Source organism: Clostridium sp. OM05-5BH (assembly GCF_003481505.1).
GTDB classification, from domain to species: Bacteria; Bacillota; Clostridia; order Lachnospirales; family Lachnospiraceae; genus Otoolea; species Otoolea fessa.
Genome location: NZ_QULJ01000005.1, coordinates 203,078 through 225,210 on the forward strand (window position 1 = coordinate 203,078; position 22,133 = coordinate 225,210).

5 protein-coding genes are annotated in these 22,133 nt (G+C 50.0%); all 5 read left to right on the forward strand.

Annotated features, from left to right (window positions below):
* The first annotated feature begins 14 nt into the window (after positions 1-14).
* Complete coding sequence (locus tag DXB70_RS08720) at positions 15-1,466, forward strand: 4Fe-4S dicluster domain-containing protein (RefSeq protein ID WP_107000472.1); 1,452 nt, start codon at positions 15-17, stop codon at positions 1,464-1,466.
* Positions 1,467-1,916: 450 nt separating this feature from the next.
* Positions 1,917-3,530, forward strand: a complete 1,614-nt coding sequence (locus tag DXB70_RS08725) for a DUF6273 domain-containing protein (RefSeq protein ID WP_147354050.1) — start codon at positions 1,917-1,919, stop codon at positions 3,528-3,530.
* Positions 3,531-3,647: 117 nt separating this feature from the next.
* Positions 3,648-7,550, forward strand: a complete 3,903-nt coding sequence (locus DXB70_RS08730; RefSeq protein WP_118673143.1) for a peptidase A26 — start codon at positions 3,648-3,650, stop codon at positions 7,548-7,550.
* Between the two features lie 81 nt (positions 7,551-7,631).
* Positions 7,632-8,576, forward strand: a complete 945-nt coding sequence (locus tag DXB70_RS08735; RefSeq protein ID WP_118673144.1) for a hypothetical protein — start codon at positions 7,632-7,634, stop codon at positions 8,574-8,576.
* Positions 8,577-8,636: 60 nt separating this feature from the next.
* Positions 8,637-22,094, forward strand: coding sequence for a SpaA isopeptide-forming pilin-related protein (locus DXB70_RS08740; protein WP_118673145.1), 13,458 nt, complete (start codon positions 8,637-8,639; stop codon positions 22,092-22,094).
* Positions 22,095-22,133 lie beyond the last annotated feature (39 nt).

Here is a 22,133-nt window from a genome sequence, read left to right on the forward strand (position 1 = left end):
AAGGAGGATAAACCATGGTAACGAATGACGCGACAATTCTGCGCATCAAACATGAGATACTTTATGAGGTAGCAAAGCTTGCCTGGAATGATCAGTTAGAGGACGGAAGAGACGATATTCCGTACAAAATCAGCCCTGGTCCGCAGGCACAGTACCGCTGCTGTGTATACAAGGAGAGAGAGATTGTCCGCCAGAGAATCCGTCTGGCAGAAGGTAAATGTCCGTCTGACCGCAATACAAACAACGTCGTACAGGTTATCAATGCAGCCTGTGAGGAGTGCCCGATTGCGTCCTATACAGTCACCGATAACTGCCGTAAATGTATGGGTAAAGCCTGCCAGAACTCCTGTCCGTTTGGAGCGATCAGCATGGGAAATACCAAGGCGCACATCGACCCGGATAAATGCCGCGAGTGCGGAAAGTGTTCCCAGGCATGCCCATACAATGCGATTGCCCATCTGGAGCGCCCGTGTAAGAAGGTCTGCCCAGTGGATGCGATTACCTACGATGAGTATGGCGTATGTGTGATCGATGAGAAAAAATGTATCCAGTGTGGCGCCTGCATCCATTCCTGCCCGTTCGGTGCGATCGGTTCCAAGACCTTCATGGTCGATGTGATCCGCCTGATCAACGCAGGCAAAAAGGTCGTAGCGATGCTGGCACCGGCGACCGAAGGCCAGTTTGGACCGGACATCACGTTTGCAAGCTGGAAAACAGCTTTAAAGAAGATTGGATTTGCAGATATGATCGAGGTTGGTCTGGGCGGCGATATGACCGCGGCAGCTGAGGCAGAAGAGTGGGCGGAAGCTTACAAAGAGGGCAAGAAGATGACGACCTCCTGCTGTCCGGCATTTGTCAACATGATTAAACAGCATTTCCCGCAGCTGCTTGACAATATGTCCACGACGGTTTCCCCGATGTGTGCGGTCTCCCGTATGCTGAAGGCGCAGGATCCGGAGGTTGTCACTGTCTTTATCGGACCGTGTATCGCGAAGAAGAGCGAGACGCTGGATCTGAATATCCAGGGCAATGCGGACTATGCGATGACTTACGGAGAGATCCGTGCGATGATGCGGGCGAAAGACGTAAATCTGGAGCCGGAAGAGAACAGTATGCAGGAAGCCAGTGTATTTGGAAAACGCTTCGGAAACGGCGGCGGCGTAACAGCGGCGGTATTAGAATGTCTGAAGGAGTCTGGTGAGAATACCGATATCAAGGTAGCGCGCTGCAACGGTGCGGCTGAGTGTAAGAAAGCCCTTCTTCTTCTGAAAGTGGGACGTCTGCCGGAGGACTTCATCGAGGGTATGGCGTGCGTCGGCGGCTGTGTCGGCGGACCGAGCAAGCACAAAGCCGAGCTGGAGGCGAAGAAGTCGAGAGACAAACTCATCGCCGAGGCAGATGCAAGAGAAGTACATGAGAACCTGAAGGCGTATGATATGTCGTCGTTCTCGATGCATCGGCATTGATGTGGGATACTCTTGGGAGAATGTGGCTGAGATAAAATAAATAGGAATTTATATATGAGTTAGTGGGAAAGTGCCTGCTCTGGAAAATGAAATTTGGAATATGAATTTTATTTTCTGGGGCGGGCGTTTTTCGTTGTGAAAATTCCAAAAGAGTTCTTGCATTTAGAGAATAGATGTGTTAGACTCAATATATCTTATCGAAATGAACTGCGGTCGCAGGTGGTTTCGTTCTAATTTATCTTTTTATTCTGGTAATTTGTGAGGTGCGTTTCGCACAGAATTCGATGATTTAGGAAAATTTGGGAGAATCGAATAACTGTATCGTTATAAAATATATGCAATATATTATATGATATATGCAATGTAAAATGAAAGCTTTTTATAGACGGAAAGAACCGTTGTTTAACTCAGAGTGAGGATGTGAAAAAGGTTTGAGGGGGGAGGTTTGAGTTGTTAAAAATAAACATGGGGGCTCATAAAGGGTGTCGCTGCCGGAATGGGACCATTTTGGGAATATCACTGATATTGATATTTTCATCCGGTAGAATGGCGTGGGCAGCTGAAAATGCAGTGAAACAGGCAGAAACAGCTGTCGTAGTCGGCTACAGCGTCTCATTTATAGATGCTGAGAATGCAAATCATCTTATATTTCATACGCAGACGGGAAAAGTTTTGGAAGGAACTTCCCTGAACGTATCTTTCCCAGAGCAAATCATAGGGAGCGACGGGCATATCTGGAAATCAGCGGTACAGTCACCGCAAATATTTGAATTGTATGGAACAGGAACTGAAAAAATTTATATCAAATATGAAAGAGGCGGCAAGGTTCCAGAAATGGGAGCAGAGGAGGATGCCGCCATGCTGGCGCTTCGGAAACGCCTGGAACGATGGAAACAGAGTGCATGGGAGGCAGAGTGCGCCATATTTGGGCGCGAGGATGCGGCGGTATCGGGCAGCGGTTCCGGTCTGACCGTTCAAAATCAGTCGGAAAATGATGCCAGGATCCGGAATCTGGTATCTGCGATCGGGGATGCGGCGTGGCATGAATTTTATCTGATTGGTCAGGATTTTACACCATCGGCAAAAACAATCGGGGTGGAATACGACGCAGTTTATTCTGAGGTGGAAGAGGATTCCTTTTCGGTGGATGGAAAGGAATATATCATCACGCGCATCCGGGTGCGGAGAAACTGGGATGACCGTACTTGTACGCATCAGTGGAGCCAATGGGAGTGGGAGGAAAATGATTGCTTAAAGAATGGGCGGGCAGTGTATGTCTGCGGACGATGTCAGAAAGAAAAGATAGAGCACCTTCCGGCGCTGGGGCACCTGGATGAAAACGGGGATCAAATCTGTGACCGCTGTGGAAGTGTGGATTGGAGCGAAAGCGAAATGCCCGAAAAAGTGATCTGGAAGGAGGGCGATGTCCAGCTGCGCAAGGTGGGCGGAGAGATTTTGTCATTTACCTGTATCGACGACGATTACCATGACTGGCAGGATGGGCATCGGAAAGCAGCGTTGTTTCTCTGTGACCGCGTGATCCGGGCGGATGTGGACACGGAGCCGGGAAAAAAGATGAAGATTTTCTCGTTTGGCAAAGACAATAATTATAAGACTTCGCAGGTGCGCGCATGGCTGCAGAAAAACAGTCAGAATAGCAGCTTCTGCCTGGAACCGATCCATACGGGAATCCAGACCGCGTACATGGGAAGCACGGCGGCTGGTGCATTTTCGCAGACTTCCGGGCGGGAACTGGCGCGTCATGATATTGGTTTTCAGCTTATGAACGACCAGCTTTTCTGCCTGTCACTGGAAGAGGCACTTGCGTACCGGGAATATCTATGGCGGTTTGATTCCGGGGATGATAACCCACAAAGTCAGGTCAGTGCCTATTCACAGGGATATTATCTGCGGACGCCTTTTTATTTGCAGGATGAAAACGGGAAATTCATTTATAATCAGCAGATTTATGGCGTTGATCTGGTAAATGGCTGTCTGCGTCCGGTGAGGACGGACAGTGAGACATATGGAGTACGTCCGGCATTTGCACTGTCACAGATGTAAAAAAGAATACTTGTTGAGCTTGGGAAAGCGGGAGTGAAGCTGTTTGGCAGTTTGATTAGGAGAAAAGATTGGATAAGGGAAAATCAATCTAATGTTTGGGGAAAGAGGGGAACGTGTATGGGGAAAAAGAAGATGAAAAAAGTGATTCCATTTGCGGTGATGACGACGATGCTTTTGTCGGCGACGCTGCCGGCGTTTGCGGCGAGCGGGTTTGTGTTTGAGGATTGGGATTTGGGGGTTATTTCGGAAAGGGAGAAAAAGTTGGATGATACAGATGATGTCATGAAAAGGCGAAAAAAATGGCAGAAACGGGCTGCATCGCCCAGTGAGCTTATGAATGCGGATGTGAGGGCAACTCCCTCTGAATTACGTTCTTCCAAAGTCATAGAGGCAACTCCTTCACAATTAATCATGCCGCGCGTTGGTGTCAGCGCCAGCCTCGGAAATCTCTGGGAAAACTGGAATGTGGCGGATTTGAGCTTTCTGGATGGAACACATGGACTTGGAACGAAACAAAAACCGTATCAGGTACGCACGAAACATCAGCTGATGGGACTTAGCTTTCTGGCGGCATTTGGCATGCAGCCGGATCACGGCGAGGTGGAAGAAGAGATCGTAGGGGATTACCGGGGCGCATGGTTTGAGCTGACGGCGAACATCGATCTGGGAGGAATGGACTGGAATCCCATCGGTTATTACCGGGATGATTCGGAATTTTCAGGGGAGGTGACGCACCCGTTTACGGCAAATCTGGATGGAAACGGTTATAAGATTTCAAATTTTCGGTTTGTAGGAGGCAGTTCGCCGAATGTTGGATTTTTTGGTGCGCTGGATGGGGCGGAGATCCGAAATCTGACGCTGGAACCAGGAAAGCCGGTCAAGGGAGTGCGTCAGGTGGGAATTTTGGCAGGAAATGCGAAGGATTCCAAGATTTTTAATTGTCAGGTAAAAGGCGATGTGGAAGGAACCGGAGCGGTCGGTGGAATGATCGGGCGCATGGAAGGCAGCACGGTGGAAAATGGAACGGCACAGGTAACGGTCCGAACGACGGGACCTGCAGCTGGAGCGCAGGCGCTTGCGGGCGGAATCGCCGGGGAAGCGGCGGATGATTCTCGTATCATTGACTGTCAGGTCCGCACCGGGGACAACAGTACCTCACGGATTCAGGGAACGGATGCCACCGTCGGCGGAATTGTAGGACTTCAGAACAGGGCAGATATTTACAATACTTATGTAAATGGCACGATCGGCGGTTCTGGCAGCCAGAATGTTGGAGGACTCGTCGGAGAACGAATCAGCGGCGACTTGAAAGTGGGGCGGTTTGAGGGAACGATCGGTCAGTCGGGAACCGGGGCTGCCGGACACAGAGGAACCTTCATCGGATACCGCGCACCAGCTAATTATTTTAAATATGGGGATGACATCGCGTACCTGTTTGCGGATACGGAGGCGAAAATCGCAAACAATGTCTGCGGAAGCGGCATTTCGGATGATAATCAGTATACATATGCGGCACACATCGGATATTCCCACGCGAAGGACAATTTCTTCACGCTGATATCCGGCGGTGTCACGCGGGATGTGGACGAGCGATATTTTTATGAAGAACTGGAACAGGGGATTCTCTCGATTGTGGATGAAGAGCTGGGCGGGGAGATGGATGCGGAGTCGGTGGGGTATGATCTTGACCATTTTGCACCAAATGATGCGGGACGCCCGGTCCGTGGTTATCTGATTACGATTCCGCAGGTCGATACCGTCTCCAATGGAACGAATTATTACGATGTGGCAGTGCTGGAAGCACGGGGAAATGGCGCGTATTACCGGACACTCGATAAAGAACACCGCGGTGCGGTGGCACCGGGAAAGACGGTGACGGTCAGCACCTCGGCAAAGCAGGCGGAAAAAGCACGCTTTCAGATGGAGGGAGTTCCGACGTACACGCGTGGGAAGAGCCGGAAAGATACTACTTATGTAAATGGCGGCGAGTATTGTTTTACGATGCCGGAGGAAAATACGCAGGTGTCGGCGGTTTATAAAAAGGTGGCAGTTTCGGTCGGTCTGACGCCGGGCGTGACGAAATTCCAGGTGGTGCAGGAGCGGACCGGAAACCGGAAACATCCGACGAAAGTCACACGCGTGATGGATGGAAATGGAAAATTAATTGCGACGTACATCCATGGAAATCTGCAGGCGGGAACACAGGTGCAGCCGGTGACGGTGCGGGCGATTGTGGATCGGAATAATGATGTGGCGGATGCATCGGTGCGCTGGAGTATCGATGATTCAGATTTGATTACGTTACTTCCAAATGACGATGAGGAAAGTGGTTATACGAAAAAGAGCGCGTCAGTCCAGGTAAATTTAAATAGTTCGTTTATCACTGATATAGTCCGGAAACTGGAAAAAGAGCAGGCAGACCGCGGATACCAGTATGCGATCGGAAGCGACATATACGGAGCGGGGCATCAGAACGGCGGCGTGGCGGTGCTGACGGCAGAGACGAAACCGGCGGCGAGCTTTGATGGGAAGCCGTGCCGGGGAAATGCGCGGATTGAGGTTACGTTCCAGATCAAGGATCAGACCTATGTAGCCAATGAAGGTGCGGCACTAAATCAGGATCAGTTGAAATTCGAGGTGGTGCGGACATTAAACGGAAATCGGAAACATCCAGATGAAATGATCCGGGTTACGGCACCGCAGGTCTTGAGTGCGTCTTTTACACCCGATTATTTTGACCGGAAAGATATATCGTGGACTGTCGGTGACGCAGCACTGATTTCGGTGGACGGCGAGGACAAGTCTGCCGGTGTGCAGGCGAAAAAGGATGCAAAATGGATCCGGGATCTGATCGCGGCAGATCAGGGCAGACATGTGAATACACCATATGAAATACAGACAGCTTCCGGCAGCCGCACGACGAAGGTGACAGTGATCGGCGATGATATGCTTGGAAACCGGCAGACGGCATCGTGCAGAGTACAGGTGGATTTCCGGACAGTGGACGAATCGAAGATTTGTGTGGAAGGCATCAGCCTTATACCGAAAACGCTGCAATACGAGATCAAACGCACCCGGACGGGGGCGGGTTATCGTCCGGTGGAGGCATGGACGGGAACCGGTGCGAAAAAGCTGGCAGCGTCGGTATTTCCGGCGCAGGCGTTTAACCAGAAAGTGACATATCAGGCAAGTGATGATTCGCTGTATGTATCATCGGATGGAACCGTGACGGTCAATACGACGGCTTCCTGGATACAGGAGCTTGACCGTCAATACTTAAAATCAGGCAGCCATACGGCATATGTGACCGTGAAAACCGAGGATGGTGGCTTCACGGACCGGGCGGCAGTCACAATTCAGTATGAGGCGGTCGATCAGACATACAGCGGAGGTTCCCATTCGGGCGGAGGTTCTCATTCGGGCGGCGGCTTGGGTGGAGGCTCTTCTTCTGGAAAGGGGGCAGCGGCAGGAAGCAGTGCAGCGAATGCAACCGGACCGGCATCGGGGTTCAGTGATTTGACAGGAGCGGGTATTGGAAATCTGACAGAAGGACAGGCAGGCCCCGGGCAGAATGCAGATGAGGCAGCCATACCGGAATATGTAGTAGCTGGAAACTGGCGGAAGAATGCAGATGGAACCTGGCAGTTTGAAGCGGGCGGTAGAAGCTATGCTTCTGAGTGGGCGGCTGTCCACAATCCATATGCCGATCCGGCAAAGGGGCAGAGTACGTTTGACTGGTTCCGATTTGATGCAGATGGCAGGATGGTGAACGGCTGGTATACGGATGTGGATGGAAACACATATTATCTCTGGAAGGAAATGGATGGAACACAGGGGCGTATGCTGACTGGCTGGAACTGGCTGCCGGGAAGCGATGGAGTGTTTCATTGTTACTATTTTCAGGAAAAATCTGATGGAATGAGGGGACGTTTGTATCGAAATACGCACACGCCCGATGGGAATTTAGTCAATGCGGATGGTTCCTGGGTGCTGGACGGAATAGTACAGACGAGAAGCTGAGAGAGGAGGAGAGAAGAAAACAGAGATAAACAGGAAAATGAAGTGGAATGACACGGAAAGAATAAAAAATGGGGGTAAAAAATGAAACAGGATAAGAAAACAACCAATAAATCGGGATGTACAGCCGTACTGGCAGCAGCCATGATCGCAGCCGGAGGTTTCAGCGCTTATGCGGGCAATCAGGGAACGCATGGCGGTGAATGGAAGGACACAGAGAGTCTGAGATGGGAGTGGCAGAATGGAGAGATGAGTTTTTATGGAAATGGAAGTATTTTTTCAGAGCAGCACCCAGAGATCAGCGATCCGGAATATTACCTGAAAGAGGCAGTCCGTTATCCGGGGGAAGCAAATCCAGGGTGGAATACGAAGGGAGAACCGAAAGCAAATTATAGCTGGGCTTCGGTCGAAGAACTGCAGAAATTTGTCAATAGTTTTGACTGGATTCATTTGGATGAAAAAACGCGTCTTCTGTATGTGCATAACCGGATTGCAAACGGAGAGGGAGGTTTTAACCAGAATCATTACGGTTCGCCGGAAGAGGCAAAGGATTTCCCGGTTTTGGAAGGAGGCGTTGGCGTCTGCCGGGATTTCGCGGAAGAATTTCAGTTCCTATGCCAGATCGTAGGGCTGGAGTGTGTGACCTACACGCCGGAGTATCTCCATGATGCGTGCCTGGTGCGGATCGGCACGCAGTGGTATGCGACGGATCCGACCTCCAGCCTGCCGCTATTTTCAAATGCGAAAACATATCCGGTTGACTTTGAGACGGAGTTTTACCGCTATGAGAATAAGGAGCGGGAGCAGAGAAGAAAGGAGTATGAAGCGGATCCAGACAGTCTTGCCAATGTGCTGGCGCTGACCTTGAGTATGCGGGGAGAAGGGACGATTTCCGAGTCTGCCTGGGAGAAAATACAGGCACCGATGGGGCAGATAGAAGAACAGTGGGGACGACAGGAAATATCAAGACAGGAGTATGAAAAGGGGATTATCTCGCTGCTGAAATCAGTTTGGGGAACTGAAAAATAAAGAAAACGAGGGACTGCCGGTGTTAAGGGGCGCGGGGCAGTAAAAACGAGGAGGAAGTTTATGGGGGAGTATCGGTACAGAGAGAATGTGAAACGGGGGATGGCGTTTGTACTGGCAATTATATTGGGAGGAATGGCTTTTTTGCCAGGATTCCCGGTTTTTCCGGCGAAAGCGGCACCTGCGAGCGGTCAGCAGACAACACTGACGACAGCCCATGGCGATACGCTGCTGGGACACAAGCTTTATTGTATCGATAAGGGCGGTTATGCGATCTGGGGAATTGCAGAAAAAGGGGATCTCTATGAAGCACACCGTCCCTCCCAGGCATCCGTTCCGCTGAGCAGTCAGGAACAGAAATATGTATTTTGGGCGATGCTCTCGCTCAGAGCAGCGCTGGGGGATGAAAAGGCAAATACATTTATCCGGGCGATCAATGTGGCAGCAAAAGCACAGGGAAAACCGGAAATTATCAAGATGGTGTCCGAGGAAGATCTGAAAACAATCCTCTATGTTCCAGCTGTGCGGGCAAAATATCCGTGGCTGGAGGCAGCTGCGTCAAATAGTGAGGCGTACATGCAAATGGGAGGAATGCTGTCTGGCGGAGGCAGCAGAAAGGAAAATACCGGTGTCGGCGGCGGAAAGATTCCAAATGTGATAGCTTCCAGCACCTCGCTGGGAACGGCAAAACAGGTAGATGCGGCGACTCTGACGCTGTCGTTTGCGCCGGATGGCTCGGATTGGGATTTTATCCGTTCTGTACCGCTTGAATTTTCAAACAATGACGGTGTTTCATTCAGCCCGGTTCCGACCGATGGATGGACGTATACAAAAACCGACTCGCAGATTGTATTTAAAAATCCAAATCCAAAACCGTCGAAAGCCCTGATTCGTTTCCGGGTGGAAGGAACCCCATACGCTTCGGGCGGCGGGGGATATGCTTCGGCGGAGGAGGCGATTGACCAGTCGCTTCAAATCTGGGAGTGTGTGACCTGTTCAGGGACACACGGAGGCGGAACGCCTGCCAAAAGTGATCCGTGGATTCATCAGCGGATGGCATGGATGGAGCTCGGAATGGTTCCGGTCAATTATTTTGCTGCATTGGCGGGCGATCCAACCCCGGTACCGGAGCAGGGAGGAATTCAGTTTGAGGTATTTAGGCATGAAGAGGATTTTACTTCCACCTATAATCTACAGATGTATAAATACGATCATGAGACAGGGAAAGCGCTGGAAGGGGCGCGGTTTGGCTTCTTTGAGCGCTTTGACGATAAGAACAGGGTAAATACTGAGCGGGACGGAGCTGCCGAATTGTATGAGGGCGGAGAACCATATGCCAGTCATTATCAGGATGAGCCGGTTCTCTGGGATGGTTTCAGACAAGTGGGTTCGGCGGTAACAGATGGCGATGGCTACGCCTCCCAGACGGTGGAGCATGGTTATCACTATGACAAGACGTTCTGTGACGGTCATCCGGCACCGACCTTTGTACCAGTTCCAGAGGAAGAGGAGGACGAAGAGGGAGAAGTCATCAATGAGGATGAGATTGAGGCGGCGCAGGCAGAAAATATCTGCCTGGCAAATAGCTGGCTTTTGTGTGAAGAGGAATGTGAAGGAAAGGCGGGCGGAGACTTTGAGGGCGTCCATTTTCACTGGATGATGGAGGACGTCGATGCAGGGGAGATAGAAAGTATCGCGTCAGACGGTGGCTCCGAGGGAGAAACACCCGATGCGGGACCGACGACAGGGGCAGACGGGGAAACTTCGTATGCAAAGTCTGGCTGCCAGGAGGACTGTGGGCAGACGTATGAGAAGTTCATTTCCATGAAGTACAGTTATACTTGGAAAGAATTTAAAGCGCGGGATGGATATATTCTGCATGATGGACATGCAGATGACCTGCCGATTGAGATTATCACAACCGATGCATCTGAGCATGGGGCAAATGCAGCCTTTGGAGGCGGATATTCGCGTGATGTGGTGCTGGGAACGAAGAGTGTGAGAAAGAGTCAGGGCATCGGAGAGGCTTTAGAAAATCGGAATGAAGAAAGTGCGGGGAAGACAGGATTTTTTGGAAGAATTGGCTTAGACGCTCAAAGTGCGCCTGGTGGGACGATTTGGAAGAATCTAACGAATTTACCAGGCGAGGATGCGGTATTTCCAGAGTCTTTAAAAATGCGTGTTTTGCCGCAGCGGATCGTTTTGTTTACAGCATTGGATGCAGCGCTTCTGGGAGAAGCAACTGCCTCGGAGCTGAAAGTATCTATTTCGGACCATCTGGTAAATCGCGTCCAGAAAGGTTTTGTGTTTATTGATGAAGCGGATGATGATTTAGAAGAAGCAGAAAAAGCGGAACGTGAAAGTATTCGGCGATATATAGCAACCGGCTCAGATTTATTGACAACCGAGGCAGGTTTTTATACAAGCTGGCATTCACCTTCTTCGTTGTATCAAAATCCGCAGTTGTCACAAAGAATGGAAACACTGGCGGGGGCGGCAGCAGAGTCACTATTTTTCCCTGCCTATGAAGCGGCGCTTGTTTCCGCGAGTGTGGGTTCAGCGATAGAGCCGGGAAGTGCTGGCAATTTCAGCCATTGCAATGGGGCAGACGGCGAGAAAGATGCCTGGATGATCTACGATCACCGGACAGAGGGCGAGGTACATATCAATAAAAAGGATCTGGATCTGAAAAAGGGCGAAAATGAGTCTTACAATGCGCTTGGGGACTCACAGGGGGATGCAACGCTGGAAGGTGCAGTGTATGGCTTGTTTGCAGCAGAAGATCTGCTGCATCCGGACGGGAAAACAGGGGTAGTTTACCGGGCCAATCATCTGGTGGCGGTGGCGACGACAGACAAAAATGGGGATGCCTCGTTTCTGGCATGTACAGAGGCGCCGGGGCGAACCTATGATTATTCGAAAGGGTCGATTGCGGATGCAGCAGATGGATGGCGAAAGAAAGCGCCGGGAAATCTGTATACACAAGATGCGGCGATCGATGATTATACGGCAGATAAAGCCTGGGAGCGGATTTATTATAACAATACGTCAAAGAATGGGAATGCCTGGATTGGACGCCCACTTCTGATGGGGGAATATTATGTCAAGGAATTAAGCCGATCCGAGGGCTTTGAACTTTCGGTTGGAAATAAACTTCACGCAGTTACAAACCTAGGACAGGATCTGGAGGCGGCGGCCCTGGAACCGGGAGAAGGATATGCCCATATTTCCATGCAGATGTATGGGGAAGAGCAGGCAGGCGATGGCGGAGCTGATACGAATGAAATTTTCTTTTCGGCAGAGTCAAAGGACACGAAAGAGGGAGTTTATGAGATTGTGGTGTCAGGGCTGCCGGAGGGCGTGAGCTTTTATCGAAAAGACGAGGGAAGAGGAACGGTTTCGGTGGAAGCTGGGACAGGTGAGTATGAAAAAGTTTATACCGGGGAACTGGCAGTGGCAGAGAACGACTATCAGTATCCAAAGTACAATGCGGATGGCACGCCGATGAATAAAAAGGTTCCGATTGAGTATGCGGCGGGGTGGATGCGCCAGGTCCGGGTGCAGGAACTTGTGCCGGAGACAGTGGAAGCAGTTCTTTTGCAGGCAGAAACGGGAATGACAGAGGAAGAAAATGCGGACAAGCTGGCAAAGACATTTGATGTGGATGACTTTTGTTATCTGAAAGGGAAAGCTGAGCGGGTACTCCGCAGACATACGAAAACAACGCCGAGGACACCGGGAGCAGGAGAAAATGCATATTCCAGTATCTATACCGGCGTATTTGACCGGGGCGTCCGGGAAGGAGAGCGGGACGTGTACGGCGTCAGCGGTGTGACGCCGGGAGAAAAGGCAGAAAAAACAGTGTATGGTTCTCCGGTTCAGACGATTGCGGTGCCGAAAACAAAAGATGGAATCTCAATGACAGTGGGAGACGCGATCACTTCCATTCTGGATTTTTATCAGACCCATCCATATATCAGCTATGGCGGTCTGGACGCGGTGCATGAGTATTCGGATTCGTTTGAATTTACGGTATATGCAGGAATTTTAGGAATACCGGAAAATTTTATGGTACTGGGAAGTGATCCGGAGAAAGACAGCTTGATTTTTCACCGGGCAGAGTGGCTGCCGGATAATATGGAAATGTGTCCGCGTTATGTGTATATACCATATTCAAATAATCGCGAGCGGGACGCATTTGGAACGTATACCGATTACAGGGAAACAACTGCTGGAAATCAGGTGATGGCGTCGGCACTTTTGCAGACCGATGCTGTGATTGAGGGAGATGGTACGATTGTTCCGAAGGAAAATGAGGTAAATGTCTATTACAAAACCGGGGAAATTCCGTACGATGCGGATGGGCAGCCGATCCGGGTATTTATTTACCAGGAAAAGACAGAAACACAGCAGCGGGAGGTGACGGAGACAAAATGGGTTCATCAGGCAGCAGACCGGAATGCAGACGGAAAATACATACTGCAGATCAACGCGAATTTTACCGATAGTTTTGGTGTAAAAAAAACAAATGCAGGTGTGCTGGAAGAGCTGGGATTTAAGGCGGTATTGAAAGAGAAGAAGGTTACACTGAACGAGGAAGAAGCCGCAATGCTGGGAAATGGTTTCTTTGCCGGCCACCAGATGAACAGTTCCAGCTATTACACGTGGGTAAAACAGGCGCGGGCAAAGGCATATATCGATTCTGGACGTTCCGGCTTGATAGGGGATGATTCTTATGTGGTCCCGGTGGCACTGGCATACCCTGGGCAGGAGACCACCTATCAGGATGCCGGGACAAGAAAAGAACCGCTGGGTGTACTGGAGCGTGTGATCCGCCAAAAGATAAAAATCATCAAAGATATAGCGACGACACCGGAGAACACCTATGCACATAACACTTATGCGGAAAGTGGACATACCGATCTGTTTACGGAAAAAGAGGGAGGAAAGGAAAATGTCGCTTCGGCACTGCCAAATTTCCGTTTTAAGCTCTATTTGAAATCCAATCTGGAACGTCTGTACCGGAATACGGATGGCGAAATCGTGTGGATGAATCGGGATGGGGAAGTTGTCTCGTTGCCGGAGGTAAAAAAGAATTTTCCGCTGCTTATAGAATCCTTTGCTCCGGTTCAGAAAATTTTCACGCAGGTAATTCATAAAAAAGATTCCCAGACGGCTGGTTCTGTCAATAACAATGTCTGGGGCAGCGCAGTGACGGCAAAGGAACGTCTGTACGAATATGGAAAAGACGGGCAGATCGCGGATTCGAAAGAGGTCAATCAGGGATATACAAGACTTCTTGAGACGGTCATGCGGACCAAGGAAGATGGAGCGGGAGCGGTACGGGAAGTTCCAGGCTATCAGTATGAGAAATTTTTCGATGCGATGGCGGTGGCGAACCGGGATAAATGGCAGCGGGCAGATGCAACAGATACATCCTTTAAGCCGTTTGCATGGATCCGTACGGGTATTTTTGGAAGCAGCGGCGGAGAAACAAAAGATCCGGTGCATCATAACAATGCGGCGATACAGAATCAGAGCCGTACGCCAGAAGCAGCCGTAGAAAATGCAAAACGGTCGGATGCTGTCCGTCAGTTTGCGATTGACTGGTATTTGAAGAATGAGGTAAAGAAGCAGAACATTCAAGCATCGGGCGGACAGGAAAGCTATCCGGATTATATCTATGATGAAGCATTACATCAGGCAATTTTAAAAGCAGAGGAATATTTGAAGCCGTTTTTCTCCTATGATTTGGACGATTTATACGCGATTGAGTGGGACAGCGCGGAAAATGGAGGTTCCGATCGGGACAAAACAACGTTGTCAGCGGGAAACTTAAAAAAATCTGAGGAAGGTTATTATTACGGCGTTTCGAAATACCTTCCTTACGGAACCTATGTGGCAGTCGAGCAACAGCCGTATTCGGGAGCACTGGAAGATTTCAAAAATCAGCATTACCGGATCGACCAGCCGAAAGAAATAGAAGTCCCGTCGGTTTATGAGGCAGGTGGAAACCTCATATCTCCGGAAAAAAAGTCAGCGGATTACCGATATGACGCTTCGGCATCGCCGGAAACGCTGGCGGCGAATTATCAGATCCGGATGAATGAAGAGTGGGGAGATACGAATCAGGCGGATTTGAGGAAATATGTGCTCCGCGCACATGGACAGGATGGAAATTATGAGATTTATAAGTATGGTCTGGATGCGGATAAACGGCAGGGAACGATCTCCTATCCAGGCGGAAGCTATGACTACAGCGGATTTTCGCCCGCTCAGAGGGAAATGGCGCCGTACAAGGACATTTATCGGTCTGAAAATGCAAACAGCCGGTACCGGAGCAACGAGAAGGTAGAAAGCTATTACCGTTATGGTTCGATCTCAGAGCAGGCAGGGTGGGCAGATTCAGTGGAATATCCGTATGGAGAGAAGACGGATGATAACAATCCGTCGGGATTTTATCTGAAAGATCATGTCAGGACAATCACCGGGGCGCTGACCGGGTTTGACGGGCGGTATTTTCAGGGATTGGTGCCTTACAGTGTGACAGAACCGGCGGCGGAGTCCGCCTATGATGCGTTGGGATTTACCGGCTACGCGGATGGAAAATACCGGAATACGTTTTATGCTGCAAAGCTTCGGATTGAAAAACTAGATTCGGAGACGGGAGAGAATATTCTGCATGATGATGCGGTGTTCGCTATTTATGCCGCCAGCCGGGACACGTCGAAGTACAGCGAGGGGGAGGTGCAGTTTTATGAAAAAGATACACAGGTGACAGCCAGCCGGGAATTTTTGGAGGCAATGGGGGCAAAGAAAATCGCGCCGGTTGATTTGAAAACGCTAATTCCGTCAAAATACCCCTGGAAAGCACCTTATACAGGAAAATATACAGGCATAATCCCGGCAGGAACTCCGATTTGCAGTGAAACCGATCAGGTGGTGATGCAGGATGACTTTGGGACGCGGACGGGCACATTCCAGGTTTATTCGACGCTGCAGGATTTTGGTGGTTTGGGGGAAACTCTGCCGTCCAACCAGAATACAGGATATCTGATCACGCCGCAGCCGCTGGGAGCAGGAGCCTATGTGTTGTGTGAATTATCTGCACCGGAAGGATACGTGAGAACGAAACCGATAGCGGTGGAAGTGTATTCGGATGAAGTGACGTATTATCGGGACGGAGAGCGCGGTCAGCGGGTGGCAGCTGCCGTGTATGGAGAAATGGTAACCCGGATAAGCAGCAACGGAGAAGCAGTCCAGAACCCGGATGGAACGAAGCCAAATGGCAATAAGCCGCAGGACCGGGGGGATGTGGCGCGGATTTATGTAGGAAATACGCCGATTCGGCTGGAAATCGCGAAAGTAAAACAGGAGGAAACGGAGATTCTGTTTGAGTTGAGCGATCGGCGAGAGGGAACTTTGACCGAGCTTTCGAACCGTTATGGTCTTGAAAATCTGGAACTGGCGTACAATGCGTCGGGAACGTTCCTTGGGTATGGGTGGTCAAAGGGCTGGCTGGATAGTCTGAGGGCAAAACAGGAAGCCGGGGAGTGGATTGACCTGATTTATGAGGATCAGGTTTTTACTGGAAAGGCGATCTGGCATCGGGTTCCAGATACGGCGCACGCACTCAACCGATATCTTCCAGGTGCATCGATGCGCCTGTATGATGCGATCGAGGTAAAGAAGAACGGGGACAGTGAGGACCGGGCGTATGCCGGTGTCAATGTGGTGCGCGATTCGTTTGGAAATGTGACCCGGATGTATGTGCAGAAAGGCTATGCGGGAAAACGGCTTCTGTATGTGAGGGATAAAGATCAAGAGGGGGAAGATAGCAAAGGAGAAAATAACAATTATACACGATATACGCAGGATGACTGGTTCAACGACCAGGGAAAAGGCAGATGGATTCTCAAGCGGGTTGAACGCGAAGATACAGACATTTTATATTACGATCTCGGGGTTCTGGAGGTATTTACGACACTCCGGGGCGTACGGTATGCCTATAACGAAAAGGGTGAACTGGTGCATCCCAAAGACGGCGAACCGATCTATGCGATGAAAGACGGCGTTCCATTTCTGGAAATTGTAAGCCCCAGCTATGAAGAACTGGCGTACAGCCGGAAAGAAAGGCGGTTTGAATACGTTCCGTCTGGGACAAAATTCTATCATCTGGCATCAGACGGAAGCCGGGACAGCGAGGTAGAACCGTACACGGGAATGGCATATGTGACGGAGGAAAAAACTGGCAAAACATTGGTGTGGGCGATCCAGGTATCTAAGGATCACTATGGAAATGTGATTGCCAGGGATAAGATAAAGACCGGTCGTGTGGCAACGATGTATGCTGATACGGAACAGGAGTACACGATTGGAACATATGACGGAGGTCTGCTGCAGCCCCATGTCAATCCGGTTTTGAATGAAAATGGGCTGCCGGTTTATTACCAGCGTTCCGCTCAGACCTATATTAAAGGATATCCCGTTTATGATCGGGATGGCGATTATGTGCGTTACCGATACAGCGATCTTCTCAGAGCTTACAATGCCAATGCATGGGATCTGCAGTTGAAGGCAGCACTCTATGATATTGGAAATGATCCGGAAAAACGGGAAGATGATCGACCGCTGTACCACCGTCAGGGTGAGGCGTATCTGATGGAAAACAGCTGGATAACCGGGGATGAAACGCCAAACGATCCGTTCCATACACGGATCAGAGATGGGCAGGTGGATGTTTTAAAACGCGTCCCGGCGGGAACGTATATTTTAGAGGAGACACGCGCCCCATCCGGCTATGCGAAACGGATGCCGACAGGGCTTACGGTAGAGGAAACCTGTGAGGTACAGGAGCTGCGCCTTACTAACCGCCCGATCACGGTGCAGATCGAAAAGATCGACGCGCCAGAACAATATCAGCAGCCAGTCCGGGACTATGATCACATTTTGAACGAATCGGATTCTAAGACCTGGGAGGAAGGAAAAGGAGGTTATACGTTTTCAAGTGTGGAAGGAGCCGTGTTAGCGCTCTATCCAGCAAAAAGAGTTGCGAGTGATGATTTGGAAACACATCCGTCCGGGTATTATCTGGAAAAGAAAGGGGAACTTCCGGCGAACTGGACGGTACTAGATGAGAGAAACCAGAAAAAGACAGTGACTGCCAAATGGACCGTCGGAAAGACGCCAATGGCATGGGAGGGGATTCCGGCAGGCGATTATATTCTCGGGGAGATAGAGACGCCTCCGGGATATCTGACAAATCAAATGAAGGTGGAAATCCAGGAAACTTCTAAGCTGCAGCTCATCACGATGCAGGAAGATCATATAAAAACCGCCTTTTTCAAATATGAGAAGAAGGATGGAAAAAAAGAATGTCTGCCGAATGCATATGCGGCGGAGCTGACCCTGTATGAGGCAGTGACAGATGAAAATGGAATTGTCATGGAAGCGGATGGAACACCGCGCTATGACCGGGAAAAACGGGTGACGAGCTGGAAGACCGAAGATGCGAAAGCCTACAGCCAAGGAAGCGACAGCTTTGCAACCCGCTATCAGGAGCTGTATGCAGAATATCACACAAGGTTTAACACGGTTGCATGGTGTGGATATACCGCTGAAAAACAGGAAGAAACGGCGACAGAACAGGGCGAATCAGTGCGTCAGCTCTGGAATCTGGGAAATGGTTCGCAGGTGCTTGTTCAGGTAACGAAAAATCTGCAGCCGGATGGAAAAGCAGGCTGCAGCTATGATTTCCGCTGGAATTACCAGACGGAGGGGACTCTGGTCAGTTATGATACCTCCGATGGGATTCACCGGATTGATTATTTACCGCTGAATCCGACGAAAAATGATTTGGCTTCGAACAGAAAGAAAGGCTATTACGTTCTGGTGGAGACGAAAACACCAAGCGGCTATCAGAAAGCAGCACCGAAGCCGGTGATTGTCGAAGAAACTGCTGAAATTCAGCTTTACGGGCTGGAAAATAGGGCAAAGTCTGTCTATATTTCCAAGCTGGGAAGCTCAGGAGAGGCATCCGAAGAGGCAATTTATCTGGCAGGCGCAGAACTTGCTGTTTTCCGGGCGGCACAGGATGGAAGCCTGATGCAGGAAAAAGAATATTTAGTGGAACGCTGGATTTCTGGATCGGATGGAAAATTTACAGAGGAAGAAGCAGAAAAACAGGAGATTCCGGCAGGCTGGAAGGCAGGGGACTGGAAGCCGCATCGGATTTCTCCGATTGCCTATGGAGTGTATTATCTGGTGGAACTTTCGGCACCGGCAGGTTATCGCCTCATGGAACCTAAGAAATTTACGGTGGCGGCTGCTTCGGGGGAGACAATCGAAGCGGTTAATACGTTGAAACAGGGGCGGGTTCGGGTTGAAAAGGTGGATGAGAGAAAGCCAGAGGAAAAACTGGCAGGTGCGGTGTTTGAAGTGAAAAACAGAGAGACGGGAGAAAAGGTTCAGATGGAGACAGACGAGAGCGGTCAGGCGGAAAGCCCATTGCTGCCAATCGGAACGATAGGGGGGAATGGAAGCTGGATTCCGTACCATTACGAAGTCCGTGAGACGATGCCGCCGGATGGATATCAACTTATTCCGCGCGTGTACGAGGTGCTGATGGAAGATCAGAAGGAATGCGAGGTGCTAACGTATAATCTGACGGTGCCGAATGAAACAACGAAAATCAAAATTTCCAAGCTGGATTTCGATACGGGTCTCTTTGTGTCAGGAGCAAAGCTGGCAGTGTATGAAGCGGGATTTTTGGATGGTGTGTACACTGAAGCGGGTGAGGCATTGGAAACCTGGATCTGCGATGGGAAAACACACGTGATAGAAGGAAAGCTGATTGCCGGGCACACGTATCTTCTGAAAGAACTGGAAGCGCCGGATGGATACACTGTGCAGAAACCGATGATTTTCACGGTGTCAGATACAGGCAGGGGGATTAACGCAGCCAGAGATGGTGTAAATGCGCTGGAGACAGAGACAGCAGACGGTTTATTTGACAGCATAACGTCTCTGCAGGTGCAGGGAAGAAAAGCGCTTCGTCTGGTGAGAACTCTGTGGGATTTGGACAGTGGGGAAGAATTTGTACTTTCTTCACTGATGGAAGCTTCTGTGCCTTATCTGGAACGAGAAAAATGTGAAAAAGAGGGGGTGGCGGAAGGACATCGTTTCGAACTGCGGGAGATCATTGAGTTCAGTGACGGCAGCCGCCGGACGATAGGAAAAAATACATTCCGTCTGAATTGGGATGAGAACGGACATTATCCGCTGACGCTTCGAACATTAAAAGGAACGAGGTATCGTCTGGAAGAATATCATCAGAAAGAGACAGATGGCAGGGAAGTGGAAAGCTGGATCCCGGAAAACAGAGATGGCCTGGGATATATCCATGAAATACGAAATCCGGAATACAGCGACCCTTGTGGCATCCGCGCCGTTTCCACGATTGGAAAAGACGGAGCAGCGGTGCTGCCGGGAAGTGTAATTGTATATGAAATTACATATCGGAACCAGTCAGATAAAAAAGAAAATATGAAGATTGGACTGGAAATTCCAGCTGGGTGTGAACTAATGACAGCGGCTTCGATGGGCGGAGCGGAACAAATAGGTGAATCCTGGTATTGGAATATAGAGAATGTGGCAGCCGGATCAGGAGGCATTTTGCGGGTGGCTGTTCTGGTTGGAGAGCATATAAATGAAAACGGACAGGAAAATCATTCTGGTATGACGGTAACGGCAACGATATGGGGAAAAACGGGCAAAAGCTATGAATCCTTCCATCCAATTCTATCTCCGGGCGCAATTGCTATCGCCGGGCGGGTGACGGGAACTGCTGCGGCGTTGTTAAGGCAGGTAGATATAACATATACGTTATACTTAAAGAATGCGGAGGGAAAAGAGCTTCCAGGCTTGATTTCGTACACAGGTTCTAAATCGGGAACGCTGCGAAGTGGAGGAAGCCTGACGCTTTCTTGTGGCGAATCGGTTGTTTTGACAGGAATGCCGTGGGGCACAAACTATGAGGTTCGGGCACAAGTTCCGGCACAGACTCCGGATGGACTGCCGATCGAGTGGAAGAGTACAGGAAGCACGGGACGGACCTCCCGGCAGGGAAATACAGTGCTCTGGGAATTTCATCAGAATGATCGGTCGGTGCGCGAAGTGCTCAAACGTGGGAATAGATACCGCCTGGTTGAACTGCTGGAACTGGACGGTGGAAAAACGGAAGAGGCGGAGTCGAATCAGATGATTTTTTCTCTGGGGAATGATGCACAGATAGACGGAATTGGAATGATAGATTCCCCGACAAAGCTGGTCTTTTCAAAGACAGATCTGGGCGGAACGGAGCTTCCGGGTGCTCAGATAGAGATTCTGGATCAGTCTGGAAATGTAATCGAATCATGGATTTCTGCGGATCATCCTCATGAGATAATTGGAACGTTGACACCGGGAAAGAGTTATATAATGCGCGAGACGGGAGCGCCGGATGGATTTGCGTATGCGGAAGAGATTCCGTTTACTGTTTCCGAGGATGGAACGGTCGAGCGGATTTCCATGCAGGACAAGCCGACGCACGTGGAAATCACAAAATACAGTGTGACGGGAGAAAAGGAACTGCCGGGAGCGCGGATGGAACTCTGGGAGGAGAAGGAAGGCGGAACCTTGGTTGATTCGTGGGTATCTGATCGGGGCGCCCATGTGATAAAAGGAAAGTTAAACGCTGGAAAAAACTATGTGCTGGTAGAAAAAATAGCGCCAGATGGGTACTGGAAAGCAGAAAAAGTGACATTTACGGTATCACTGGACGGTCGAGTCGATCAGGTGAAGATGTATGACAGACCGACGGAAGTGCAGGTGGAGAAGCGGAAATGGAGGGAGCAGAAAGGAGATAGCGAATTTGTAAAAGGTGCCCTCCTGAGGATTTCTGATGAGACTGGAAAGGTAATATTGGAATGGATTTCTGAAGAAAAGGAGAAATGTATACAGGGCATTTTAAAGGAGGGCTGCCGCTATATTCTGGAAGAGCTGGAAGCGCCGGAGGGCTACGAAAAAGCCGAACCAGTTTCATTTACGGTTTCAGAGGACGGAACGGTGACGGTTGTGCGGATGTATGACCGTTTGAAGCCGGAGAAGCCGGGGCGACCGGGACATGGTCAGCCGGAATATCCAAAGAAAGTGATAGAAGAGCTGAAAGAGGGCTATTTAACAGTTCACGTGCCAGAGTCGATCTGTGGAGAGGGGAAAATTGTTCTCGACAGCAGACAGATGAAGCCGCTTCCGAGGATGGGATATGGAGAATCAGCCACCTGGGGAGTGGAAGGCGCTTATCAGATTGAGGACGAAAAAGAACGTCTGAATGAAGTGATTTCACTGATTTGGAAGTGGAAACTGGTGATTGGACTGATATGTATGAGCGTTGGGACAGGACTGGCGCTCGCAGAGCGGCGAAGAAAGGAGGAAAATATAAAAAAGAATATGGAGAGGAATGATAAGGGCAAGGAGGAGTAAAAAAATAAGAGAAAAATGAACAGAAGAAAGATGTACTCT